Genomic DNA, 22,943 nt, shown 5'->3' with positions numbered 1-22,943 from the left:
TGCCGCAAGGCGCGGGGGCGGCATTTAAGGTTAAGGTATGTCCGAGCAGTTCCTCTACTTTCTTCAGCAGATGTTCAACGGCCTGACGTTGGGCAGCACCTATGCGCTGATCGCCATTGGCTACACCATGGTTTACGGCATTATCGGCATGATTAACTTCGCGCACGGCGAGGTTTATATGATCGGTAGCTATGTCTCCTTTATTGTTATTGCGGCTCTGATGATGATGGGCATCGATGCTGGCTGGCTTCTGATTAGCGTCGCATTTATTGCCGCCGTAGTGATTTCCAGCGCCTACGGCTGGAGTATCGAACGGGTGGCCTACCGACCTGTTCGAACGTCAAAGCGCCTGATTGCACTGATTTCTGCCATCGGGATGTCGATTTTCCTGCAAAACTACGTCAGTCTGAATCAGGGCTCGCGTGATGTTGCGCTGCCGAGTCTGGTGACTGGTCAGTGGGTGCTGGGCGAAAGCAATGGCTTTGCCGCGACGATTAGCACCATGCAGTTGACCATCTGGATCGTGACGTTCCTCGCCATGCTGGCGCTGACGCTATTTATTCGCTATTCCCGTATGGGGCGCGCCTGTCGCGCCTGTGCGGAAGACCTGAAAATGGCTAGCCTGCTGGGTATCAGTACCGATCGCGTGATCTCCCTGACCTTCGTCATTGGCGCACTCATGGCTGCCGTTGCAGGCGTGCTGCTGGGGCAATTTTACGGCGTCATCAACCCCTATATCGGTTTCATGGCTGGGATGAAAGCCTTTACGGCAGCGGTGCTGGGCGGGATTGGCAGTATCCCTGGCGCGATGATCGGCGGGCTGGTTTTGGGTGTAGCCGAAGCGCTGACGTCCGCTTACCTGAGTACGGAATACAAAGATGCGGTGTCGTTTGCGCTGCTGATTGCGGTACTGCTGGTGATGCCAACCGGTATTCTGGGTCGCCCGGAGGTTGAGAAGGTATGAAACAGCTCAACCTGGTTAATGCGTTTGTTTCCGCGTTCATGCTGCTGGTGCTGGCCTCGTTCTTAATGGGTATGCAACTGGCGCTGGATGGCACCAAATTGGTGGTGCGCGGTGCCGATGAAGTTCGCTGGTACTGGATTGGCGCGGGCTGCATCGTGGTGTTCTTCTTCCAGTTGATTCGCCCCTTTTTCCAGCAAAGCATCAAGAAATTTTCCGCCCCATCGCTGGTGTTGCCGAGCTTTGATGGCAGCACACCACGCCAGAAAATACTCGCTGCGGCGTTGATTATCGCCGCTATCGCCTGGCCGTTTCTGGTCTCGCGCGGAACGGTGGATATCGCCACTCTCACGCTGATTTACGTGATGCTGGGTTTGGGTTTGAACGTTGTGGTTGGTCTGTCTGGTCTGCTGGTTTTGGGCTACGGCGGGTTTTACGCCATCGGCGCCTATACCTATGCACTGCTGAACCACTATTACGGATTGGGCTTCTGGGAAAGTTTGCCGCTGGCGGGCATGGTGGCGGCGCTGTCCGGCTTCCTGCTGGGGTTTCCGGTGCTGCGTTTGCGGGGTGATTATCTGGCGATTGTGACGCTTGGGTTCGGCGAAATTGTCCGTATCCTGCTGTTGAATAATACCGAAATTACCGGCGGTCCGAACGGCATCAGCCAGATCCCTAAACCGACCTTCTTTGGTCTGGAATTTGGCCGCAACGCACGCGACGGCGGTTGGGATACTTTCCATAATTTCTTTGGTCTGCAATACGACCCCAGCGACCGTATTATCTTCCTGTATCTGGTCGCGCTGCTGCTGGTCGTGTTGACCCTGTTTGTGATTAATCGTCTGCTGCGGATGCCGTTAGGACGTGCCTGGGAAGCGCTACGTGATGACGAAATTGCCTGTCGTTCTCTGGGTCTGAGCCCAACGCGCATCAAGCTGACCGCCTTTACTATTAGCGCTGCGTTCGCTGGGTTTGCAGGTACGCTGTTTGCCGCACGTCAAGGTTTTGTCAGCCCGGAATCGTTCACATTTGCTGAGTCGGCCTTTGTGTTGGCTATTGTTGTGCTGGGCGGCATGGGGTCGCAGTTTGCGGTTATTCTCGCGGCAATCCTGCTGGTCGTGTCCCGTGAGCTGATGCGCGACCTGAATGAATACAGCATGCTGCTGCTGGGTGCATTGATGGTTCTGATGATGATTTGGCGTCCGCAAGGCCTGCTGCCGATGAAGCGTCCTGAGATGAAGTTGAAAGTCGCGAAGAAGGAAGAGCAAGCATGAGCACGCAGCCACTGTTATCAGTCAGAGGTCTGATGATGCGTTTTGGCGGCCTGCTGGCGGTCAACAATGTTGAAATGGACATTCATGCTGGCGAAATTGTCTCGCTGATCGGCCCGAACGGGGCGGGAAAAACCACGGTTTTTAACTGCCTGACCGGTTTTTATCGCCCGAGCGGCGGCTCTATCATGTTACGCGATCGTCATCTGGAAGGGTTATCTGGACAGGCCATTGCTCGCATGGGCGTGGTGCGCACGTTCCAGCACGTTCGTCTCTTCCGTGAGATGACGGTGGTCGAGAACCTGCTGGTCGCGCAGCATCAGCACCTGAAAAGCGGCGTGTTTGCCGGGCTGTTGAAAACACCGGGCTTTCGTCGTGCGGAAGCCGATGCGCAAGAGCGTGCCGCGGTGTGGCTGGAGCGTATCGGCCTGCTGGATTTAGCGAACCGTCAGGCGGGGAATCTGGCTTACGGTCAGCAGCGCCGTCTGGAAATTGCCCGTTGTATGGTGACGCGACCTGAGCTGTTAATGCTCGATGAGCCTGCCGCGGGTTTGAACCCGAAAGAAACTGACGAGTTAAATCAGCTGATTGCGGAACTGCGCGATAGCCATCAGGTGTCTGTTTTGCTGATCGAACATGATATGAAGCTGGTAATGGGGATTTCTGACCGGATTTATGTCGTCAATCAGGGAACGCCGCTGGCACAAGGCACCCCAGCTGAAATTCGTAACAACCCGGATGTCATCCGTGCCTATCTGGGTGAAGGATAACGTTTATGCTGTCATTACATCAGGTTTCGGCCCACTACGGAAAAATTCAGGCGCTGCATCAGGTGAGCCTGCATATTAATCAGGGCGAGATTGTTACGCTGATCGGCGCGAACGGTGCCGGTAAAACCACGCTGCTGGGCACGCTGTGCGGCGATCCGCGCGCGACGGAAGGCATTATTACATTTGACGGTAAGGACATCACACACTGGCAGACGGCGCAGATTATGCGCGAAGCGATCGCGATTGTGCCGGAAGGCCGTCGCGTCTTTTCCCGCATGACGGTAGAGGAAAATCTGGCGATGGGCGGGTTCTTTGCCGAGCGCGATCAGTATCAGGAGCGCATTGCTCGCGTCTACGATCTGTTCCCGCGTCTTTATGAGCGACGCGCCCAGCGCTCCGGCACCATGTCCGGCGGTGAGCAGCAGATGCTGGCGATTGGCCGTGCGCTGATGAGCCAGCCGCGTTTACTGCTGCTGGACGAGCCGTCGCTGGGGCTGGCGCCGATTATCATTCTGCAAATTTTTGATACTATCCAGCAATTGCGCGAAGAGGGCATGACCATCTTCCTGGTAGAGCAAAATGCCAATCAGGCGCTGAAACTGGCTGACCGGGGTTATGTACTTGAAAATGGTCATATCGTGTTGGAAGATACCGGTGCGGCATTGTTAGCTAATGAAGCGGTACGTTCGGCCTATCTGGGCGGATAATTGAAGTTTTGTTGAAAGGTTAAGAAGACATGGCCATTGAAGGGTTGCTAGCGCACCGCATCGCTCAGTTAAAAAGTTCCGCCATCCGTGAACTGCTGAAACACAGCAAGATGGAAAATATTATCTCGCTGGCTGGCGGGATTCCGTCAGATGCATTGTTTGATTTCGAAGGCTTAAGCCAGGCCACGCAGTTAGCGATTACCGAACAGCCAAAAACGGCATTTCAGTACGGTTTAACCGAAGGCAGTAGCGTGTTGCGCGATAGTATCGCCGAACTATGCGCTCTGCGCGGTGTAAAAACACGTGGCGATGATATTGTCGTGACGGCAGGTTCGCAGCAGGCGCTGGACTTGATTATGCGCTCAATGATCGATCCCGGTGATGTGTTCGTCGTTGAGCGCCCGACTTATCTGGCGGCGCTGCAAACGCTGGAACTGGCGCAGGCGAATGTGATGTCTGTATCATCCGATGCCAATGGCATGGTGGTTGATGAACTGGAAGAGTTGCTGAAAAAACAGCGCATCAAGGGCGTCTATATTGTCCCGAATTTCGGTAACCCGAGCGGTGTTACGCTGAGCTATGAACGTCGCCTGCAATTGGTTCAACTGGCGGAGCGCTACGGTTTTGTCATTATCGAAGACGATCCGTATGGCGAATTGCGTTTCACCGATGAGCGTAACCCGACGCTGTTCCAACTGGCGCAGGATAAACTGGGTAGCACGGAATATGTGCTGTATACCTCCACGTTCTCGAAGGTGTTGGCGCCGGGTCTGCGTCTTGGTTGGGCGATTCTGCCGGATTGGCTGTTGCACAAGGTGGCGATTATCAAACAGGCCGCTGACCTACACGCCAGCGCACTGTCGCAGACCGTCGCAGAGTGCTATCTGGGGCTGGGACGTCTGGAGACGCAGATCGAAAAAATTCGCCATGCTTATAAGCACAAAGGTGAACTGCTGGCACAGTTGGTCGAGAAGGAACTGGGTGATGTGATCACCTTTAACCAGCCGAAGGGTGGGATGTTCCTGTGGGCGAAGTTCCGTCAGGACGATTTCAACACGACAGAATGGCTGAAAAAGACGCTGGAACAGGGCGTTGTCTTCGTGCCGGGAGAATTCTTCTTCCCAGACAATATCGATTACTCAACGTTGCGTCTGTCCTTTGCCACGGCAACGGATGAGCAAATGCATGAAGCGGTAGCCCGCCTACGTCGGGCTTTGTAATCGCCGATAGCAGGCAACCTGTTGATGTAAAAAAGCCGCTGATATTTCAGCGGCTGAGGTTGCTGACAAAGTCCGTAGAGCGAGAGTAACGGATAGATCGTAAAGACGCTGTGAATACATCCTTGTACGCTCGGCTTGCGCCATCCCTGGCGCAAACGCTTTACTCTTCTATTCCGTTACTCTCGTTTTTCATTCAGTCAATAGGTTTGTCAATGGTCTGATCCGCTGATATTTCAGCGGCTTTTCTTTGTACGTTAGTCGGTGGTGTGGTTAAAAGGTTTCCCAGTTTTGGTTATTGCTTCCCGCGCTGCTTTTAGGGCTTGCGAGGGAGATCTTCGCGCTGGGCGGTCTTTTCAACTGTGATGTCGTGTGCTGTGACGACCCGCCTTCAACGATAAATACCTTCATGAGTTCTACCAGATGAGCGGCCTGATCGCTCAGGCTATCGGCAGCGGAAGCGGATTGCTCAACGAGTGCGGCATTCTGCTGTGTGACCTGATCGAGCTGGTTAACGGCATCATGAATCTGTGAGACACCGGATTCTTGTTCCTGCGTAGTGACGCCAATTTCGTTAATAAGATCGGCTACGTGACGCGCCTGACGCACCAATTCTTCGATCGTCGTTCCCGCATCGCTGACCAGTGCGGAGCCCACCTCGACTTTCTCGACGCTGTGGCCGATCAGCTCTTTAATCTCTTTGGCGGCGGTTGCAGAGCGCTGTGCCAGCGAACGTACTTCTCCAGCGACGACCGCAAAGCCACGACCTTGCTCACCTGCTCGTGCAGCTTCCACTGCGGCGTTAAGCGCCAGAATGTTGGTCTGGAAGGCGATACCGTCGATGACGCTAATGATGTCGCCAATTTTTTGTGAACTGTCGGTAATCTCTTTCATGGTGACAACGATATTACTGACCGCTTCGCCGCCTTTAGCGGCGGTGTTGCTAGCCGCCTGTGCCAGTTGAGCGGCGTTACGAACGGTATCTGAGTTCTGGCGGACGGTTTGGCTCATCTCTTCCATGGACGCTGCGGTTTGTTGCAGGTTGGCTGCCTGTTCTTCTGTACGTTGGCTAAGGTCGGTACTGCCTGCGGCGATCTGGCTGGCACCGGTTGCGATAGATTCACTGCTTTCACGCACCTGTTCAACAATGCTACTCAGGCTTTTGCGCATGCCGTTCATTGCCGCCAGCACGCTACGGTCATCACCGGGACGTAGGTTGACTGCTACCGCCAGATTTCCCTGCGCAACCGCCTGAGCGATCTGTGCGGCGTAAGCCACTTCACCACCCAACAAGCCTTTGATGGTACGAGTAATCAGTACGGAAACCAGAATACCAACGAGAACCGCAATCGCTGCGTAGAAGATCAGGGTGTTACCATCTGAGCGTGCTTCCTGCATGGCGCTTGCCGTCATTTCCAGCGTCCGCTTTTTCTGTAATTCTGCCATGCTGTCTAGCGCGGCGAAGACGGGGGCCTGCGTAATCTGCATTTCATTGACCATAAGCTGCACGGCTCGTGCTCTCTCTTCGGCACTTTCGGACAGACCGAGCTCAACAGCCTTATTGACGGCTTCCCGGTAAGCCGGACGCGCCTGTGTCAGGCTCTCCAGCGAGTCGCGGGTTTCTGGTTCAGACAGGTGCTCATACAGCTTGGTCAGGGTTTCAGTATTACGGACAATTTGCTGATCGATCAGGCGCTTTTCTTCCTGAATACGGTTCCTGTCATCAGTCAGGCCAATGTTACGTACTGAACGTGCTACGGCATCAAAGCCGCTCTTGGCGTCTTGTATCAGGATGAGACCGGCCAGGTTTTTTTCTGACAGCGATTCAATATCTTCGCCCAGATCGACCAGATGCGCGCGCCCCAGAACGGCGACCATCAGACCGATGATGATGACAGAGGCGAATCCCGTACCCAACATCGTACCGAGTTTCATATTTTTCAGCAGATTCAGCATATTCCTCAAATCCTTTTTTCTTTATTGGCAATACGTTGTTTGAAATAGATCGGTCGATCTATTTCTATGGTGGTAGCGGAATTCAGGTTGCTAGAGAGGTCCGCTGCGGGCAGAGATCTTATTTAGCTAACTATTGTATAAGATTTTTTGTTTCAGCCAGTTAGAAAACACCGTGGTAAATGCGTGGTATTTGTTGGCATTAAAGGGAATAGTACTGAAAGGCATCAATATACGAAAGAAGGATAGGGGGCTAATTTTTCAGTTTATTTTAACAGTTACCACACGAAACCTATTTCGCTTTTCCCGCACCGTCATGATGCGGGAAAAGGCTTCATCCATGACGGTAATTAAAACGATTCCCAATCCTGAGAATTATTTTTTACGCCGGGTTTGGCTGCCAACGCCAGCGCTTGTGGCGCTCGAGGTGCGGCTTGTCGAACCGTTTGTGTCGGGGTGTTAGCCAGACGAAAAATACTCATCAGTTCGACCAGACGACGCGCTTGTTCGCTCAGGCTATCGGCTGCTGTCGCCGATTCTTCAACGAGCGCCGCATTTTGCTGTGTCACCTCATCTAACTGATTTACGGCGTCATTGACCTGAGAAATGCCCTGCGACTGTTCTCGGGTCGTCACGCCGATCTCACTGAGTAATTCTGCGACCCGGCGCACTTGTTCAACGATTTCGCTCATCGTTGTACCGGCTTCGTTGACAAGCAGTGAACCCGTTTCGACTTTCTCTACGCTTGCTTCGATCAGCTCTTTGATCTCTTTCGCAGCGGAAGCGGAACGTTGCGCCAGCGAACGGACTTCCCCTGCTACAACGGCAAAGCCTCGCCCCTGTTCTCCTGCCCGCGCGGCTTCTACCGCAGCATTGAGTGCCAGAATGTTGGTCTGGAAGGCAATGCCGTCGATAACACCGATGATATCGCCGATTTTATGTGAGCTGGAAGTGATGTCTTCCATTGTGGTGACGACATTATTGACGACGTCACCGCCTTTACTTGCGGTGACGCTTGCCGACTGTGCCAGCTCGGACGCCATATTTACCGTATCTGTGTTTTGTTTGATCGTGGTATTCATCTGCTCCATCGACGCGGCTGTCTGTTGCAGATTCGACGCTTGTTCTTCCGTGCGTTGGCTCAGATCGGTATTGCCGCTTGAGATTTGGGTGGCGCCGGTCGCGATGGATTCGCTGCTTTGTCGCACCTGATCGACCGTCTGGCTGAGGCTATCGCGCATGAGCGCCATCGCAGCCAGTACGCTGCGGTTATCGCCGGGAACCAGAACGATGTCTAACGCCAGATTACCTTGTGCGACTTGCTGTGCAATCTCAACGGCATAGGCAGGTTCGCCACCCAACTGGTTCTTGATGCGGCGTGTAATCATCCAGGCAATCAGCGCCCCCAAAAGTGCTGCCAAGCCGGCAGCAACCAACATCAGCGTGCCAGAGTTGGTTGCCTGGCGATCGGACGTGTCTGCTGTTTCTACGGTTAAATTTTTCTGAACGGCGATCATGTCGTCGAGCGCTTTAAATACTGCGTCTTGCGTGTCGCGCATTTCGGTAAATATCATCTTGCGCGCTTCTTCAGTTTGTCCCGAAAGACCCAGATTGATGGCTTTATTGAGTGCTTCACGATAGGGAGGGCTGAGCGCCATCAAATTCTGAATGCGTTCGCGTGCTTCGGGGGAAACGGTACGAGTTTGTAATGCTTCCAGCATTTTCAGGTTCTGCTGTAGCAATCCTTCGATGCGCTGGTGCTCTTGTTCCATCTCCTGACGGTTGTCCATCAGCGCAATGTTGCGAACTGAACGCGAGACAGTATTGACGTTGTCTTTGACATCCTGCATTTGCAGCAGATTGGTGATACGAACTTGTGACAACAATTGGATATTGCTACCGAGCTCAGCCAACTGCATACGGCCAAATAACGCCACAAAGCAGCCAACAATAATGACAAAGGTGAAACCCGTGCCGAGCATCGTTCCCAATTTCATATTTTTTAACATATTCATCGTATTCCTTGGTGGTAATCATGTTTACAGATAGCAATCTATTTTCTTTTTCCACGAAAGCGCGTTGTAAAAATGTTTTAAGGGTAGACCGAAAGAAGCAATCTTTAGGTTATATCTCTGACTTATTCTTCTGGCTGAGAATTTGGTGTACGGATGCAGAGGATGATCTATCACTATAAGGAGATGAAAAAAGATACGAGGGGTTGGATAGGCGGATAAAATGCCTTTTGATCGCCAGATTGATAGCTGTTATTTATTGTATGCGTTTATTTTATCGGATAATGCTATCAATTTGGTGATTTGTCCTTGGCAATGGTTATTTTTATACACCCTAAGAGTAACCGCCAGCTCAGAGGCGTGCTGGCGGTATGATGCTTACATGACTAACCAAAGTGCCCAGGTGAAAAGGAACCCGGCTAATCCGAGGATCGTCGTCAGAACCGTCCAGGTGCGCAGTCCATCGGCGACGGACAGCCCCAGATATTTGGTGACAATCCAGAAACCAGAATCATTTACGTGCGATAGGCCCAGCCCGCCAAAACAGGCAGAGAGTGTCACCAACACCAGTTGCATCTGGTTCAGACCGCTGACGGCTTCACTCAGCAGACCGCAAGTAGTGAGAATAGCGACAGTGGCTGAACCTTGTGAGGCACGCAGCGCCAGTGACAGGATAAACGCGGCAGGCACCAGCGGCAGGTGAATGCTGGTCAACGTATCCGCCAGCGCTTTACCGATGCCGGATTCCACCAGCACTTTACCAAACACACCACCGGCACCGGTCACCATGATGACCATCGCAGCAGCAGGCATGGCATCGCCCATTACACCGCTGGCTTTTTCCAACGACCAGCCACGACGCAGGGCAATCAGCCAGAATGCTAATGCCAGCGCAATCAGCAGGGCGACGGCAGGAGAACCCACCAGCGACATGACGTTACGCACCGGGTGCCCGGCAGGCAAAATCGTTGCAGATACGGTGCCAAGCATAATGATGGCGATAGGAATGGCGATCAGCGCGGCGACCAATCCAGCCGAAGGGGCAGACGCGGGAGCCGTTTCCGGCGTGCTGTCTTCCGGTTTCGCCAACTGTAACTGCTCTAGTACCTCGACAGAAAGTGCATATTTACGGCGGTTCATGGCTTTGGCCGCCCAGTAACTGATGATGCCGACAGGAATGGATACCAACAGACCAATAATAGTCAGCCAGCCGATATCGGCATTCAACAGGCCCGCAGCAGCGACCGGGCCGGGATGGGGCGGCAGCGCGACGTGCACCGTCAGCATCACGCCTGCGACGGGTAAACCGAATTTAATCGGGGAGACTTTAGCGACTTTCGCAAAGCCGTAAATAATCGGGGCGAGGATAATAAAGCCGACATCGAAAAAGACCGGAATACCCAGAATAAAGGCAGCGATGGTTAATGCTGCCACCATCAATCCTGGCCCCATTAATTGGGCAAAGCGGTGTGCTAAGGATTCTGCTCCGCCAGACACTTCGATCATTCTGCCGAGCATGGCACCGAGGCCGATAATAATTGCTACCGAACCGAGAATACCGCCCATACCGGAGGTAATGACTTTCATCACCTCAGCAGTAGGAATACCGGTTGCTAAGGCAACGAGTAAACTGACAACGAGCAGGGCGACAAAGGGCTGAATTTTAAATTTAATGACCATCAGCAGCAGGAGTAACACCCCGGCGATAGCGATGCAGAGTAAGAGCGAGGTGGCCATATTCTTATCCTCATTGACCCATTTTTCAATTCAGAGGCTGAAAAGGTATTGGGTTATTGTTTTATTTGAAGAAAAGGGTGACCTGACTCCCGCATTGGAATAATGCGGGAATCTGACCTTTTCTCGTATTTTATAAATAGGTCTCTGGTGTTTTTTTATAAAAATAGTAATGCGTTACTGCGATAATTTATTGCCTGAGCCAGGGTTTAGCCCACCACAACCCGTCTTCGGTTTTGCCACGTGGATTATATTCACAGCCAACCCAGCCGGAATAATTCACGCGATCCAATTCGGCAAAGATGAACGGGTAATTAATTTCCCCTTCATCAGGTTCATGCCGTGCCGGAACCGAAGCAATTTGAATATGTCCGATGCGGCCATCTAAATCGTGAATAATTTGCGTCAGGTTGCCATCGACAATTTGCGCGTGGAAGAAGTCCAACTGGATATACACGTTTGGCCGGTCGATCAGATTGGCTAATTCCAGCGCCTGATACTGACTGGCGAACAGGTAATTCGGTTTCACCTTCGCACTCAATGCTTCAATCATGATATTGATGCCGTGCGGCGCGAATTTATCAGCCGCGTAGCGCAGATTGTCGATGAAGGTTTGCTGATAGGCCGCGCGGTCTTCACCGGGCGGCACGACACCCCCCATCACCAGTACGGAAGGACAATTCAGCGCCAGCGCATATTCCAATGCGTTATCGATATCCCGGCGCGCATCTTCAATGCGGTCGGGTAGGGCAGATACGCCCCACTCGCCTGCGGCGATATTGCCAGGCGCAGTATTGAACAACACCTGCTTCAGTCCATTTTCCCGCAGCTTTTCTGCCAGCAGCGGTGCCGGATATTCATAAGGGAACAGGTACTCGACCGAGGTAAAACCCGCATCGGCAGCGGCTTTAAAGCGATCGAGAAACGGAACGTCGGTAAAAAGCATAGAAAGATTGGCAGCAAACTTAGGCATGGTTAACTCCTTGGCTCATCAAGAGAGCTCGGCAATATCGTCAGCGGTGAGGTAGCGAATTTTTCGGTCACCGAGAATAAAAATCAGCTTGGCGGTTTCTTCCAGCTCTTCCATGTTGTCCGCGGCTGCACGCAAATCCTTGCCGGTGACAACCGGGCCGTGGTTAGCCAGTAAAAACGCCTTGTAACGTGAGGCCAGCTTCGCCAGATCTTCACCGAGTCGCGCATCGCCGGGGCGGTAATAAGGCACGACGGGCACTTTACCGACGCGCATCACGACATAGGGCGTGAAGGGCTTGATAGCATCCTGCGTATCCAGCCCTTCCAGACACGAGAGCGCCGTCAGGTAGGTGCTGTGCAGGTGGACGATCGCTTTGCATTCGGGATCGTTACGGTAAATCGACAGGTGAAAGCTGACTTCTTTCGAGGGTTTATCGCCGGAAATCCACTCGCCGCTCAGGCTGACTTTGGACAGCCGATCGGCATCCAGTTCGCCGAGGCAGGAGCCGGTCGGCGTTGCCAGCAATGTACCGTCATCTAGTAGAAGGGAGAGATTGCCCGCAGAGCCGGTGGCGTAACCGCGCTGGAAAAAGGATGCGCCCAGCTTGACCATTTCCTCGCGTGCGCGTTGCTCACTGTTCAGCACGGCGTCAGTGGCGTTGTGTTTTTCACTCATGCGGTAAACTCCTTTTGGGCGCGGGCAAAAAAGTCTTCATCGCCGAAATTGCCGGATTTCAACGCTAACGAGAGCGGATGATTGGTGGAACGCACCCACGGCACGCCGGGGGAAATTGACGGCCCGATATGGAACGCATGAATGCCCAGCGTTTGCACCACGATGCTGGAGGTTTCACCGCCCGCGATAATGAAGCGCTGGAAGCCGTCTTGCTGAAGTCGGTGGGCGACGGCAGCAAAAAGTTTCTCTACCGCCTGGCTACTGGCTTCCGCCCCCCAGCGCTGCTGAATTTGCGCCAGTTCGTCAGGTGAAGAGGTGGCGTACAGCAGAGGTGCGAGTGCGTCGTCACGATATGCTTTCACCCAGTCGACGAGTTCCTGCACGTAGGACTGCTGAGCATCAGCATTTTCTAAGCAGCGAGCGACATCAATGGCACGACCCGCCGCCTGTTTCAGATAGTGAGCGACCTGCTTGTTGGTCATCACCGAACAGGAACCGGACAGCACAACGCCTGCGCCGGACTGCGGTTTGCCTGCCTCGATTGCGGAACCGGTTTGTTCAGAGGAGTCTGCCCACTGGCGTGCTAACCCTATCGCCAGACCAGAGCCTCCGGTGACCAGCTTCATGTCGCGCAGCGCCTCGCCCTGTGTCAGCAGGTGCTGTTCGTTCAGCGTATCCAGCACCACATAGCGCATGCCCTGTTCTTTCAACTGCGCCAGCCGCTGTTTGACGGCATCCGCACCCTGATCCATCACGGCATACGGCACCAGACCGCATTGTCCCGCCGCCTGCTGTTCCATGACGCGTATCAGGTTGCTGTCAGTCATCGGTGTGACCGGATGATGGCGCATCCCTGACTCGGATAGCAGCTGATCCATCACGAACAGGTGGCCCTGATAGACGGTTCTGCCATTCACCGGCAGCGCCGGAGAGATAATGGTTTGCGTTTCGCCCAACTGCTCTAGCAGCGCATCGGTCACCGGACCGATATTGCCTTTCGCGGTACTGTCGAAGGTGGAGCAATATTTAAAGTAGAACTGCTGACAGCCCTGTTGTTGCAGCCACGCCAGCGCCTTAAGTGAATCCGCCACGGCCTGTTCCGCCGGGCAGGAGCGTGATTTTAGGCTAATGACGACGGCCTGTGTGTCGACCTTAAATTCTGACGGCGGCACGCCGTTGAGCTGCACGGTCGGCAGCCCGTTGTTGACTAGAAAGCTGGCGATATCCGTAGCTCCGGTAAAATCGTCGGCAATCACACCTAGCTTGATCATGGTGCCTCCTTCTTTTCCGGTAGCGTAATACCGTTGAAAATTTTGATGACTGCACTGTCGTCTTCTTTACCGAACCCAGCGTTGCTGGCTGCGGTGAACATGTTGAACGCGGTAGAGGCCAATGGCAGCGGGAAATGGAGTGATTTGGCGGTATCTGTGACCAGTCCCAGATCTTTGACGAAGATATCAACGGCAGATTTAGGTGTGTAATCGCCATCGACAACGTGGCGCATACGATTTTCGAACATCCAGGAGTTGCCCGCGGCGTTGGTCACCACGTCGTACATGATATCCAGTGGGATATCGGCACGGGCGGCCAGCGCCATTGCTTCTGCGCCAGCGGCGATGTGTACGCCTGCCAACAGTTGGTGAATAATTTTAACCGTTGCGCCCAGCCCAATTTCTTCACCGATGCGGTAGACCTTGCCTGCGACGGCATCGAGTACCGGTTTCAGTTTCTCAAAAGCCAGATCGGAGCCGGATGCCATCACCGTCATATCACCTGCGGCGGCTTTCACCGCACCGCCGGATACCGGCGCATCCAGCATGACGAGCTGATGCTCGGCGAGACGCTGCTCAATATTTTTGGCATCCTGCGCGGAGATAGTCGAGGACACCATGACCACGGTGCCGGGCTTAAGCTTAGCCGCAACCTGCGGTTCACCGAACAGAATCCCGTTTACCTGCGCGGCGTTCACCACCAGCAGCACGACGGCATCCAGCTTGTCGGCGAAGGCATCAACACGTGTGTCAGCCTGCGCCGCACCCGCCTGACGTAAGCGCTCCAGTGCCTGCGGGTTGATATCGACACCGTATGTCGTCAGGCCTGCATTGATACAAGACGCCGCAGCGCCAAAACCCATGGAACCCAGACCGATAACGGCGACAGCATAATCAGAAGTCTTTTTCATCGTGGTTGCCTTGTTAAAATTAGTGACTTTTTGTTCTCTGGTGTTAAATATAAGGACTATCAGAACAAATTGTGGTGATTTTTATCACATAAATTAACATTAATGTCGTGATGATTCAGTGTAGTTGAACCCCGCAGGGAAGGTGATTTCCTTAATTGTCTTTATATATCAGATGATTAATTGATTTCTGTTATTGACTAACGACAAGGGTTGTTATGTCTGGCGTGGTTTATGACGTGAATTTATGGTAATTATCGTCATCAAACAGGGTGTTTCTCACAATCTTTACCAAACTGACTTTATCAGACTGCATTATCAAACAGGGAACGGACAGCGTGATTCCAGTAGAACGTCATCAACAGATTCTGGCGCTGATCGCCGAGCGCGGCGCGGTAAGCATTAACGAGCTGACTGAACGGCTGGGCGTGTCGCACATGACGGTGCGGCGCGATGTGCAAAAACTGGAACAAGACGGCCTGCTGCTGAGCGTCTCCGGTGGCGTGCGTTCGCCTGAACGGCTGGCGATTGAGCCGTCGCATCAGGATAAGTCTGGAATGTTCAGCCAGCAAAAAGCGGCGATGGGTAAACTGGCAGCACAGCATATTCCGCTCAATAGCTGTATTTATCTGGATGCGGGCACCACGACGCTATCGCTGGCGCGTGAACTGGCCGAGCGGGACGATCTCCTGATCGTCACCAACGATTTTGCGATTGCCGCTTTTCTGATTGAGTCCAGCCAGTGCCGCATGATCCACACGGGCGGCACGCTGTGTCGTGAAAATCAATCCTGCATCGGTGAAGCGGTGGCGCAGGCGCTGCGCAACCTGTTTATCGACATCGCCTTTATTTCTGCATCCTCATGGAGCCTGCGCGGGCTGTCCACGCCGAATGAAGACAAAGTGGTCGTGAAACGTGCGGCGGTAGAAGCCAGCAGAAAACGTGTCCTGCTGTGCGACACCTCAAAATACGGCCGCATCGCCACCCATCTCGCCACGCCGCTCAGCGTCTTCGACAGCATCATCACCGACGACGGCCTGCCCGCCGCTGCTAAAGACGCGCTGAGCAAAATGGGGGTGGAGGTGCTGGTGGCGTGAGGGGGGGTTATGTCTGTTTGTCTAACTGGCAAAAATATCGAGACCTTTCTCGTTGATTATATTGAGAAGACGTAGCGCAGCCCCTGAGGGCTTCTTCTCATTTCGTTCCCATTTTGAGACGCTCTCAACGGACATATTGAGAGCGTAAGCTAAAGAAGATTGCGACATTTTATAACGGGAACGCATGTTCTGAATGTCTGCACCACTCATTGCGTGAGCTTGCTCAATGCGTTCACGGAATTCCCTTGCTGCAACCCGATTATTGATGCGTTCCATCGTGGTATCAGTGATACCCCCATGTTCATGCAGGCTTTTCGCCATTTCCTGTAGCTCTTTCATCTTTGCAGCCATCGCATTCCACCTCTCGTAGTTCTTTCACTTTTACCAATTGAGCTATTTGTTGAACGGTGAGTTGAAATAGGTCACCAGCAATGTCTTTATAAACAGCCAGCTCATCATCTTGAATTTCTTTAACGCCTTTCCTGACCTGATTTTTCTTCCATCCATCGGCAAAAAATAGATTAGAGCCCAGCTTGAAAAAGATGATTGTTCTGGCTCCTGCACTCTTTCCGGCATTCAATGCAATTCGTTTTTTAAGCACACCACCGCCAAGGTCACCCTCAAAACGGCCATTCATCACCTCACGAGCAATCTCACAAAGATAACCATCAGAAAGTATTTCGCTTTTTAGTTTTTTATCGAAGAGCTTAGTTGTGTATACCGCCACGGTTAATCCTTAAACATGACTAGTAATAATAACTATAGTCTAAATTACGGGTTTTCTGCAACGAACGTGATGTTTCGGTGTGTAGCATTTTTGTACACGTCATGTAGGGTTGTAGAGAGATTCACTACACAGGCATGATGATGAAACCTGAAACTAAAGAAGCACGAATCACTATTCGGGCCACAGCCTCCCAGCGGGATTTGATCGATATGGCTGCAAACCTTGTGTCAAAATCACGTACCGACTTTATGCTTGAAGCAGCCTGCCGCGAGGCGCAGGACATCTTGTTGTATCAACGTTTGTTTATTCTGGACAACGAACAGTTTGATGGATTGTTGTCCGAGTTGGATGCACCTATCACCGCAGAACGTCATGCCCGCATTAACGATATTATGTGTCGTCAATCACCATGGGAATAACAGCACCAGAGCCATTACTAATAATTGTTCTTGGTGGCATGCTATTTATTGAATACATCCTTATTTAGGCACTTTTTAAATATCAAAAAAGTGGCACATAGGTTCCATTTGCTGATGCAGGATTCGGATGATAAGAAGATCTTCTTCTCGTATGCGGTAGAAAATAGCGTGTTGCCTATGATCGAATCGGCGCACACCATTGCTAATTTCAGGGTACTCTTGGCCTATATAAGGGGATTCTGCTAGCAGAATCAGCGTATTCTCTAGCGACTCTGTATAATTGTCAGCCTGACTGATGCCATAGTTGATCAATGTGTACTCAAAGATGCCTGCGAAATCTTCTGCTGCAAGATTAGAGAGTTTATACATTCCGTTCGCGCTTCTTTTTTGCCGCAATTTCACGCAGCGTCAACGAACTTTCTCCACTTTGTTCCCCTGCATAAATCGCTTTTTTCAGAGCCTCTGTTTTGGATTCTTGTTGTTCAAGAAGACGAAGAGCTGACCTGATGACTTCACTGGTAGAACTATAGCGACCGCTATCTATTAATTTGGAGACAAAGTCATCCAGTTGTTCGCCGATCGTAATACTTGTCGTTCTAGGCATAAAAACCTCCTGTGTTATCTATTAACACAGATGGTAGCACAGAACAGCCTACTTAGTAGCCAATAAGAAGACCTCCTTTCCTTGTCACTTTCCCGTCATCTTCCAGTTATTTTTCTGTCATACGCTCATGTCATGTTTACCTTCGCATAAAAAACGCCGTGATGATGGTAATTCCCGTCGCTTAAGTATGGATTTAGGGGGAAACACGGTGATGAGGTTCCCGCAGGGATACCTCGCTCCGTGGTCGCCCCCGGTATCTCGCTCCTTAACGATCGGCACTACGTGATGATGGCGAACTTAATTGATTGCAGGAGACAGGCATGTTCAACAACACAATTCGTAAAACACATGCTATTCGCACCGCAGCGGCGTGTGTGGCATTCGCGCTGATGAGCGCCGGTGCGCAGGCCGCAACAGAAATTCCTTTCTGGCATTCCATGGAAGGCGAGTTAGGGAAAGAAGTGAATTCTCTGGCCGATCGTTTTAATAAAGAACACAGCGACGTAAAAATTGTACCGGTCTATAAAGGCAACTACGAACAGAATCTGGCAGCCGGGATTGCGGCCTATCGCGCTGGCAATGCGCCCGCCATTTTGCAGGTCTATGAAGTTGGTACGGCGACCATGATGGCAAGTAAAGCCATCAAGCCTGTCTATGAAGTCTTCAAAGAGTCAGGCATTACTTTCGATGAGTCGGTATTTGTGCCGACTGTCTCCGGTTATTACACCGATGCGAAGAGCGGCCACCTGCTGTCGCAGCCGTTTAACAGCTCGACCCCCGTGCTGTATTACAACAAAGATGCCTTCAAGAAAGCCGGTTTAGATCCAGAACAGCCGCCGAAAACCTGGCAACAGATGGCTGACTACACCGCCAAATTGCGCGCTGCTGGTATGAAGTGTGGCTACGCTAGCGGCTGGCAGGGCTGGATTCAGATTGAAAACTTCAGCGCCTGGAACGGTCTGCCCGTGGCGACCAGGAATAACGGTTTTGACGGCACCGATGCGGTACTGGAATTCAATAAACCTACGCAGGTCAAACACATCCAGCTGTTGCAGGGTATGAACAAGAAGGGTGATTTCACCTACTTCGGGCGTAAGGATGAGCCGACCGAGAAGTTCTACAACGGCGATTGCGCTATTACAACCGCCTCTTCGGGATCGCTGGCAGATATCCGTCAACACGCTAAGTTCAACTACGGTGTCGGCATGATGCCGTATGACGCCGATGCGCAAGGCGCACCGCAGAATGCCATTATCGGTGGAGCCAGCCTGTGGGTGATGGGCGGTAAAAATGCCGCGACCTACAAAGGCGTTGCTGAGTTTATGCAATTCCTGGCGAAACCAGAAAATGCCGCTGAATGGCACCAGAAAACCGGTTACCTGCCGATCACGACTGCGGCGTATGAGCTGACGCAGAAGCAGGGCTTCTATGAGAAAAACCCTGGTGCGGATATTGCTACGCGTCAGATGCTGAACAAGCCACCGTTGCCGTTCACCAAGGGTATGCGTTTGGGCAATATGCCACAAATCCGTACCGTCGTGGATGAAGAATTAGAAAGCGTATGGACAGGCAAGAAGACGCCACAACAGGCGTTAGATAGCGCGGTAGATCGCGGTAACGCGCTGCTGCGTCGCTTCGAGCAGTCCACGAAGTAATGCGCTGCTGTTGAGTAATATCGGGCCGAAGGGAATCGGCCTGTTTCTTTTCTGTTTGCAATGAGTTACCGCATGACATCATCCCGCCCCGTTTTTCGCAGCAGCTGGTTGCCCTATGTGCTGGTGCTGCCTCAACTGCTGATTACCGTGATTTTCTTTATCTGGCCTGCTGGTCAGGCGCTGTGGTATTCGGTGCAGAACCTAGACCCGTTTGGGCTATCCAGCGAATTTGTCGGCATGGAAAACTTCAGACAGCTGTTCAATAACCCCTACTACCTCGATTCGTTCTACACCACGCTGATATTCAGCTTTTTGGTCGCCGGGTTTGGCATGCTGATTTCACTCTTTCTGGCCGCGCTGGTGGACTATGTGATCCGTGCCAGCCGCCTGTATCAGACCTTAATTATTCTGCCTTATGCCGTGGCTCCCGCTGTCGCTGCTGTGCTGTGGATGTTTCTGTTTAACCCTGGGCTCGGGCTGATTACCCATTTTCTCGGGCTGCTTGGTTATACGTGGAATCACGCCCAGAACAGTGGGCAGGCGATGTTTTTAGTCGTACTGGCATCGGTGTGGAAACAGATTAGCTATAACTTCCTGTTCTTCCTCGCTGCTCTGCAATCGATCCCCCGTTCGCTGGTGGAAGCGGGTGCGATTGATGGTGCAGGGCCGGTGCGGCGTTTCTTCAATCTGGTGCTGCCGATGATCTCGCCAGTGAGCTTCTTCCTGTTAGTCGTCAATCTGGTGTATGCCTTTTTCGATACTTTCCCAATTATCGATGCCGCGACGGCTGGCGGCCCGGTGCAGTCGACAACTACGCTGATCTACAAGATTTATCGCGAAGGCTTTGCAGGGTTGGATCTGTCCAGTTCGGCGGCGCAATCGGTGATCTTGATGCTGTTGGTGATCGGGTTGACCGTTATTCAGTTCCGTTTTGTGGAACGGAAGGTGAATTATCAATGAAGGTGAATCTATGAAGGTCAATGGCAATGATTGAGAATCGTCGCGGGTTAGATATTTTCAGCCACGTCATGCTGATCGTCGGCATTCTCGCCGTATTGTTCCCCCTGTACGTGGGTTTTGTCGCCGCCACACTGGATAACCAGGAAGTCTTTCAGGCTCCGATGACGCTCATCCCCGGCTCACACCTGTGGGAAAATCTGCGTGATATCTGGCTGCACGGTGCAGGCAACAACACCACACCGTTCGGGCTGATGCTGCTCAACAGTTTCGTCATGGCGCTGGCGATCACGGTAGGCAAAATTACCGTATCGATCCTCTCCGCTTACGCCATCGTTTATTTTCGTTTTCCGCTGCGCAACCTGTTCTTCTGGATGATTTTCCTGACGCTGATGCTGCCGGTGGAAGTGCGTATTTTCCCAACGGTGGAAGTGATCGCACGGCTGGACATGATGGACAGCTACACCGGTTTAACGCTGCCGCTGATGGCCTCGGCGACCGCCACCTTTCTATTCCGCCAGTTCTTTATGACGCTGCCGGATGAACTGATGGAAGCGGCGCGTATCGACGGTGCCAGCCCGATGCGTTTCTTCTTCGACATGGTGTTGCCGCTGTCGAAGACCAATCTGGCGGCGCTGTTCGTGATCACGTTCATTTACGGCTGGAACCAGTACCTGTGGCCGCTGCTGATTATCAGCGATGCCAATCTGGGCACTGCGGTTGCCGGAATTAAAAGCATGATTGCCTCTGGTGATGGGGCAACCCAGTGGAATCAGGTGATGGCCGCCATGCTGTTGACCATGCTGCCGCCGCTGCTGGTGGTGTTACTTATGCAGCGCTGGTTCGTTCGCGGTCTGGTCGACAGCGAAAAATAAATAGGACATACCGTTGGTAAACCTCTTCATAGAATGAGAACGGTGATAATGGGATAGAAGAGTAAAGCGTTTGCGCCAGGGATGGCGCAATCCGAGCGTACAGGGATGTATTTACAGCGTCTTTACGATCTACCCATTATCACCGCACCGCTTGTCAGGTTTAGCAGCGATTTATCGAGACGAATTTCGGAAACGCTTATGGCATGTTTAAAACTTCAGGCCGTCACCAAGTCCTACGATGGCAAAACACAGATTATCCAACCCATCGATCTGGATGTCGCGGATGGCGAATTCGTCGTGATGGTGGGGCCGTCTGGCTGTGGTAAATCGACGCTGCTGCGTATGGTGGCAGGTCTCGAACGTACCACCAGCGGCGATATCTACATTGATAACCAACGAGTCACCGATCTGGAACCGAAAGATCGCGGAATTGCGATGGTGTTCCAGAACTACGCGCTTTATCCGCACATGAACGTGTTCGACAATATGGCTTACGGACTGAAAATTCGTGGTTTCGGTAAGACGCAGATTCGTGAGCGTGTGGAAGAAGCGGCACGTATTCTGGAACTGATGCCGCTGCTGCAACGTAAACCGCGTGAGCTATCGGGCGGCCAACGTCAGCGTGTGGCGATGGGGCGGGCGATTGTGCGTGAACCTGCGGTGTTCCTGTTTGATGAGCCGCTGTCGAATCTGGATGCCAAACTGCGCGTACAGATGCGGTTGGAATTGCAGCAATTGCACCAGCGCCTGAAAACTACCAGCCTGTACGTCACACACGATCAGGTTGAGGCGATGACGCTGGCGCAGCGCGTCATCGTGATGAATAAAGGTATCGCTGAACAAATCGGCGCTCCGGCTGATATTTACCGCCGTCCAGCATCGCTGTTCGTTGCCAGTTTTATTGGTTCACCGGCGATGAACTTGTGGGCAGGGCGCATTAGCGATGATGGCTGCCGCTTTGAAATCGGTGAAGACATTGCGCTGGCGCTGCCTGAGCCAAAGCCGCAATGGCGCGGTAAAGCATTGACGCTGGGAGTACGGCCGGAGCATATTCAACTGGCAACGCGTGAAGCCGGTGGTATCCCGTTGCAGATCTCAACACTCGAACTGCTGGGCGCGGACAATTTAGCGCACGGCAAGTGGGGCGGGCAAAACGTGATTGTGCGGCTCTCTTATGAGCACTGCCCCGCCATCGGCTCGACGCTCTGGCTGCATTTGCCGACGTCATCCTGGCACCTGTTTGATTCGCAAAGCGGATTACGGATGGAATAATGGAAACAATCTGGCCTTACCCAGCTATTGTCGCTCATCGCGGCGGCGGTTCACTGGCACCGGAAAACACGCTGGCGGCGATCGATGTCGGTGCCAGCCTCGGTCACAAGATGATCGAATTTGATGCCAAGCTGTCGCAGGACGGCCAGATTTTCCTCTTACACGACGACACACTTGAGCGTACCAGCAACGGCTGGGGCATCGCGGGAGCGTTGCCGTGGGACAAACTGGTCGGGCTGGATGTCGGCGGCTGGTACGGTCATAAATTTGTCGGAGAACGCCTGCCGCTGCTATCGGAAGTGGCAAAACGCTGTGTGCAGTATGGCATGGCGGCCAATATTGAGATTAAACCCACCACTGGATATGAAACCGAAACCGGGCGTGTGATTGCGCTGGCGGCGCGTCAGCTATGGGCCGATCATCCCTCCGCGCCGCTGTTGTCCTCGTTTTCCATCGACGCCCTGGAAGCGGCACAGCAGGCCGCACCGGAGCTGCCGCGTGGGCTGCTGCTGGATGAGTGGGAAGAGGACTGGCTGGCGTTAACGCGGCGTTTGGGATGCGTGTCTATCCATCTGAATCATAAACTGCTGACGGCAGAACGCGTTGCGGCGCTGAAAGCCGCAGGTTTGCGCATTTTGGTTTATACCGTTAACCAACCCGATCGCGCGCAAACTTTGCTGGATTGGGGCGTTGACTGTATCTGTACTGACCGGATAGATTTAATTGGGGCTAGCTTCGCGACCGGCTGAGGTCTGCCTTATACCCGTCATACTTCAAGCTGCTTGTGCGTTGGCTGCCTTTGCTCACCCCAGTCACTTACCTGAGTAAGCTCCTGGGGATTCTCGCAGTTGCCGCCTTCACGCAACTCGAATTATTTAGGGTATA

Annotated in this window: 23 protein-coding genes; 12 read left to right on the top strand and 11 right to left on the bottom strand. The window is 52.8% G+C overall.

Annotation, left to right across the window (positions count from 1 at the left end; all coding sequences use genetic code 11):
* Positions 1–37 precede the first annotated feature (37 nt).
* From livH to KP22_RS19670, 5 genes are read left to right on the top strand one after another with little or no spacing between them, the layout of a single operon-like run.
* Positions 38–964, top strand: a complete 927-nt coding sequence (livH, locus tag KP22_RS19690; protein WP_039325930.1) for a high-affinity branched-chain amino acid ABC transporter permease LivH — start codon at positions 38–40, stop codon at positions 962–964.
* Entirely contained in the window at positions 961–2,235 is a 1,275-nt protein-coding gene (locus KP22_RS19685) for a high-affinity branched-chain amino acid ABC transporter permease LivM (protein ID WP_039325928.1), read from the top strand. Before livH ends, KP22_RS19685 begins: the two co-directional genes overlap by 4 nt.
* Positions 2,232–3,002, top strand: a complete 771-nt coding sequence (livG, locus tag KP22_RS19680) for a high-affinity branched-chain amino acid ABC transporter ATP-binding protein LivG (RefSeq protein ID WP_039325926.1) — start codon at positions 2,232–2,234, stop codon at positions 3,000–3,002. Before KP22_RS19685 ends, livG begins: the two co-directional genes overlap by 4 nt.
* A 5-nt stretch (positions 3,003–3,007) precedes the next feature.
* Positions 3,008–3,709, top strand: coding sequence for a high-affinity branched-chain amino acid ABC transporter ATP-binding protein LivF (livF, locus tag KP22_RS19675; protein ID WP_039325924.1), 702 nt, complete (start codon positions 3,008–3,010; stop codon positions 3,707–3,709).
* Positions 3,710–3,738: 29 nt separating this feature from the next.
* The gene (locus KP22_RS19670; RefSeq protein ID WP_039325923.1) at positions 3,739–4,929 is read left to right on the top strand and encodes an aminotransferase-like domain-containing protein; all 1,191 of its coding nucleotides are present in this window, start codon (positions 3,739–3,741) and stop codon (positions 4,927–4,929) included.
* A gap of 270 nt (positions 4,930–5,199) precedes the next feature.
* On the opposite strand, the gene KP22_RS19665 is transcribed toward KP22_RS19670, so the two are convergent.
* The 7 genes from KP22_RS19665 to ltnD form a co-directional block, all read right to left on the bottom strand.
* Positions 5,200–6,879: a methyl-accepting chemotaxis protein gene (locus KP22_RS19665; protein WP_039308595.1), complete on the bottom strand. Its 1,680-nt coding sequence runs from the start codon at positions 6,877–6,879 to the stop codon at positions 5,200–5,202.
* Positions 6,880–7,229: 350 nt separating this feature from the next.
* Complete coding sequence (locus KP22_RS19660) at positions 7,230–8,894, bottom strand: methyl-accepting chemotaxis protein (protein ID WP_039308533.1); 1,665 nt, start codon at positions 8,892–8,894, stop codon at positions 7,230–7,232.
* Between the two features lie 375 nt (positions 8,895–9,269).
* Entirely contained in the window at positions 9,270–10,628 is a 1,359-nt protein-coding gene (locus KP22_RS19655; protein ID WP_039308530.1) for a GntP family transporter, read from the bottom strand.
* Between the two features lie 187 nt (positions 10,629–10,815).
* Positions 10,816–11,598, bottom strand: coding sequence for a 2-oxo-tetronate isomerase (gene otnI, locus KP22_RS19650; RefSeq protein ID WP_039308526.1), 783 nt, complete (start codon positions 11,596–11,598; stop codon positions 10,816–10,818).
* Positions 11,599–11,616: 18 nt separating this feature from the next.
* Positions 11,617–12,273: a 3-oxo-tetronate 4-phosphate decarboxylase gene (otnC, locus tag KP22_RS19645; protein WP_039308522.1), complete on the bottom strand. Its 657-nt coding sequence runs from the start codon at positions 12,271–12,273 to the stop codon at positions 11,617–11,619.
* Positions 12,270–13,544, bottom strand: a complete 1,275-nt coding sequence (gene otnK / locus KP22_RS19640) for a 3-oxo-tetronate kinase (protein ID WP_039325921.1) — start codon at positions 13,542–13,544, stop codon at positions 12,270–12,272. Before otnK ends, otnC begins: the two co-directional genes overlap by 4 nt.
* A complete protein-coding gene (ltnD, locus tag KP22_RS19635; protein WP_039308518.1) occupies positions 13,541–14,455 on the bottom strand; it encodes an L-threonate dehydrogenase in 915 nt (304 codons plus the stop codon). Before ltnD ends, otnK begins: the two co-directional genes overlap by 4 nt.
* A 335-nt stretch (positions 14,456–14,790) precedes the next feature.
* On the opposite strand from ltnD, the gene ygbI reads away from it, so the two are divergent.
* Complete coding sequence (gene ygbI, locus KP22_RS19630; protein WP_039308516.1) at positions 14,791–15,549, top strand: DNA-binding transcriptional repressor YgbI; 759 nt, start codon at positions 14,791–14,793, stop codon at positions 15,547–15,549.
* A gap of 21 nt (positions 15,550–15,570) precedes the next feature.
* Here ygbI and KP22_RS19625 read toward each other — a convergent pair whose 3' ends face one another.
* Positions 15,571–15,900, bottom strand: a complete 330-nt coding sequence (locus KP22_RS19625; RefSeq protein WP_039308513.1) for a helix-turn-helix domain-containing protein — start codon at positions 15,898–15,900, stop codon at positions 15,571–15,573.
* A complete protein-coding gene (locus KP22_RS19620) occupies positions 15,851–16,276 on the bottom strand; it encodes a type II toxin-antitoxin system RelE/ParE family toxin (protein ID WP_052012562.1) in 426 nt (141 codons plus the stop codon). The genes KP22_RS19625 and KP22_RS19620 overlap by 50 nt, the downstream gene beginning before the upstream one ends.
* 140 nt (positions 16,277–16,416) lie before the next feature.
* Between KP22_RS19620 and KP22_RS19615 the strand changes: the two genes are divergently transcribed.
* Positions 16,417–16,695 (top strand): type II toxin-antitoxin system TacA family antitoxin, encoded by a 279-nt coding sequence (locus KP22_RS19615; RefSeq protein ID WP_039325919.1) that lies wholly within the window; start codon positions 16,417–16,419, stop codon positions 16,693–16,695.
* Between the two features lie 75 nt (positions 16,696–16,770).
* Here the strand turns inward: KP22_RS19615 and KP22_RS19610 are convergent, their stop codons facing one another.
* Positions 16,771–17,064, bottom strand: a complete 294-nt coding sequence (locus tag KP22_RS19610) for a type II toxin-antitoxin system RelE/ParE family toxin (protein WP_039308505.1) — start codon at positions 17,062–17,064, stop codon at positions 16,771–16,773.
* Positions 17,057–17,299, bottom strand: a complete 243-nt coding sequence (locus KP22_RS19605; RefSeq protein ID WP_012772867.1) for a type II toxin-antitoxin system ParD family antitoxin — start codon at positions 17,297–17,299, stop codon at positions 17,057–17,059. The genes KP22_RS19610 and KP22_RS19605 overlap by 8 nt, the downstream gene beginning before the upstream one ends.
* Positions 17,300–17,619: 320 nt before the next feature.
* Between KP22_RS19605 and ugpB the strand changes: the two genes are divergently transcribed.
* The 5 genes from ugpB (at position 17,620) to ugpQ (ending at position 22,807) form a co-directional block, all read left to right on the top strand.
* Complete coding sequence (gene ugpB / locus KP22_RS19600; protein ID WP_039325918.1) at positions 17,620–18,954, top strand: sn-glycerol-3-phosphate ABC transporter substrate-binding protein UgpB; 1,335 nt, start codon at positions 17,620–17,622, stop codon at positions 18,952–18,954.
* Positions 18,955–19,026: 72 nt separating this feature from the next.
* The gene (gene ugpA, locus KP22_RS19595; protein WP_005976454.1) at positions 19,027–19,914 is read left to right on the top strand and encodes a sn-glycerol-3-phosphate ABC transporter permease UgpA; all 888 of its coding nucleotides are present in this window, start codon (positions 19,027–19,029) and stop codon (positions 19,912–19,914) included.
* 26 nt (positions 19,915–19,940) lie between these two features.
* Entirely contained in the window at positions 19,941–20,786 is an 846-nt protein-coding gene (gene ugpE, locus KP22_RS19590; RefSeq protein WP_039325945.1) for a sn-glycerol-3-phosphate ABC transporter permease UgpE, read from the top strand.
* Between the two features lie 198 nt (positions 20,787–20,984).
* Positions 20,985–22,058 (top strand): sn-glycerol-3-phosphate import ATP-binding protein UgpC, encoded by a 1,074-nt coding sequence (locus tag KP22_RS19585; protein WP_039325915.1) that lies wholly within the window; start codon positions 20,985–20,987, stop codon positions 22,056–22,058.
* A complete protein-coding gene (gene ugpQ, locus KP22_RS19580) occupies positions 22,058–22,807 on the top strand; it encodes a glycerophosphodiester phosphodiesterase (RefSeq protein WP_039325913.1) in 750 nt (249 codons plus the stop codon). Before KP22_RS19585 ends, ugpQ begins: the two co-directional genes overlap by 1 nt.
* The last annotated feature ends 136 nt before the right edge of the window (positions 22,808–22,943 follow it).

Source organism: Pectobacterium betavasculorum (genome assembly GCF_000749845.1).
In the GTDB taxonomy this organism is placed as follows: domain Bacteria; phylum Pseudomonadota; class Gammaproteobacteria; order Enterobacterales; family Enterobacteriaceae; genus Pectobacterium; species Pectobacterium betavasculorum.
This window is presented reverse-complemented; position numbering and strand designations above follow the sequence as displayed.

Excerpts from the sequence above, each read along its gene's own strand:
- KP22_RS19655 (WP_039308530.1), bottom strand. The coding sequence starts at position 10,628 with ATGGCCACCTCGCTCTTACTCTGCATCGCTATCGCCGGGGTGTTACTC.
- ltnD (WP_039308518.1), bottom strand. The coding sequence starts at position 14,455 with ATGAAAAAGACTTCTGATTATGCTGTCGCCGTTATCGGTCTGGGTTCC.
- livF (WP_039325924.1), top strand. The coding sequence starts at position 3,008 with ATGCTGTCATTACATCAGGTTTCGGCCCACTACGGAAAAATTCAGGCG.
- livG (WP_039325926.1), top strand. The coding sequence starts at position 2,232 with ATGAGCACGCAGCCACTGTTATCAGTCAGAGGTCTGATGATGCGTTTT.
- KP22_RS19605 (WP_012772867.1), bottom strand. The coding sequence starts at position 17,299 with ATGCCTAGAACGACAAGTATTACGATCGGCGAACAACTGGATGACTTT.
- livH (WP_039325930.1), top strand. The coding sequence starts at position 38 with ATGTCCGAGCAGTTCCTCTACTTTCTTCAGCAGATGTTCAACGGCCTG.
- ugpE (WP_039325945.1), top strand. The coding sequence starts at position 19,941 with ATGATTGAGAATCGTCGCGGGTTAGATATTTTCAGCCACGTCATGCTG.
- ugpB (WP_039325918.1), top strand. The coding sequence starts at position 17,620 with ATGTTCAACAACACAATTCGTAAAACACATGCTATTCGCACCGCAGCG.
- ugpQ (WP_039325913.1), top strand. The coding sequence starts at position 22,058 with ATGGAAACAATCTGGCCTTACCCAGCTATTGTCGCTCATCGCGGCGGC.
- KP22_RS19585 (WP_039325915.1), top strand. The coding sequence starts at position 20,985 with ATGGCATGTTTAAAACTTCAGGCCGTCACCAAGTCCTACGATGGCAAA.
- KP22_RS19670 (WP_039325923.1), top strand. The coding sequence starts at position 3,739 with ATGGCCATTGAAGGGTTGCTAGCGCACCGCATCGCTCAGTTAAAAAGT.
- KP22_RS19660 (WP_039308533.1), bottom strand. The coding sequence starts at position 8,894 with ATGAATATGTTAAAAAATATGAAATTGGGAACGATGCTCGGCACGGGT.
- ugpA (WP_005976454.1), top strand. The coding sequence starts at position 19,027 with ATGACATCATCCCGCCCCGTTTTTCGCAGCAGCTGGTTGCCCTATGTG.
- otnC (WP_039308522.1), bottom strand. The coding sequence starts at position 12,273 with ATGAGTGAAAAACACAACGCCACTGACGCCGTGCTGAACAGTGAGCAA.
- KP22_RS19615 (WP_039325919.1), top strand. The coding sequence starts at position 16,417 with ATGAAACCTGAAACTAAAGAAGCACGAATCACTATTCGGGCCACAGCC.
- KP22_RS19685 (WP_039325928.1), top strand. The coding sequence starts at position 961 with ATGAAACAGCTCAACCTGGTTAATGCGTTTGTTTCCGCGTTCATGCTG.
- KP22_RS19610 (WP_039308505.1), bottom strand. The coding sequence starts at position 17,064 with ATGTATAAACTCTCTAATCTTGCAGCAGAAGATTTCGCAGGCATCTTT.
- otnI (WP_039308526.1), bottom strand. The coding sequence starts at position 11,598 with ATGCCTAAGTTTGCTGCCAATCTTTCTATGCTTTTTACCGACGTTCCG.
- otnK (WP_039325921.1), bottom strand. The coding sequence starts at position 13,544 with ATGATCAAGCTAGGTGTGATTGCCGACGATTTTACCGGAGCTACGGAT.
- KP22_RS19625 (WP_039308513.1), bottom strand. The coding sequence starts at position 15,900 with ATGGCTGCAAAGATGAAAGAGCTACAGGAAATGGCGAAAAGCCTGCAT.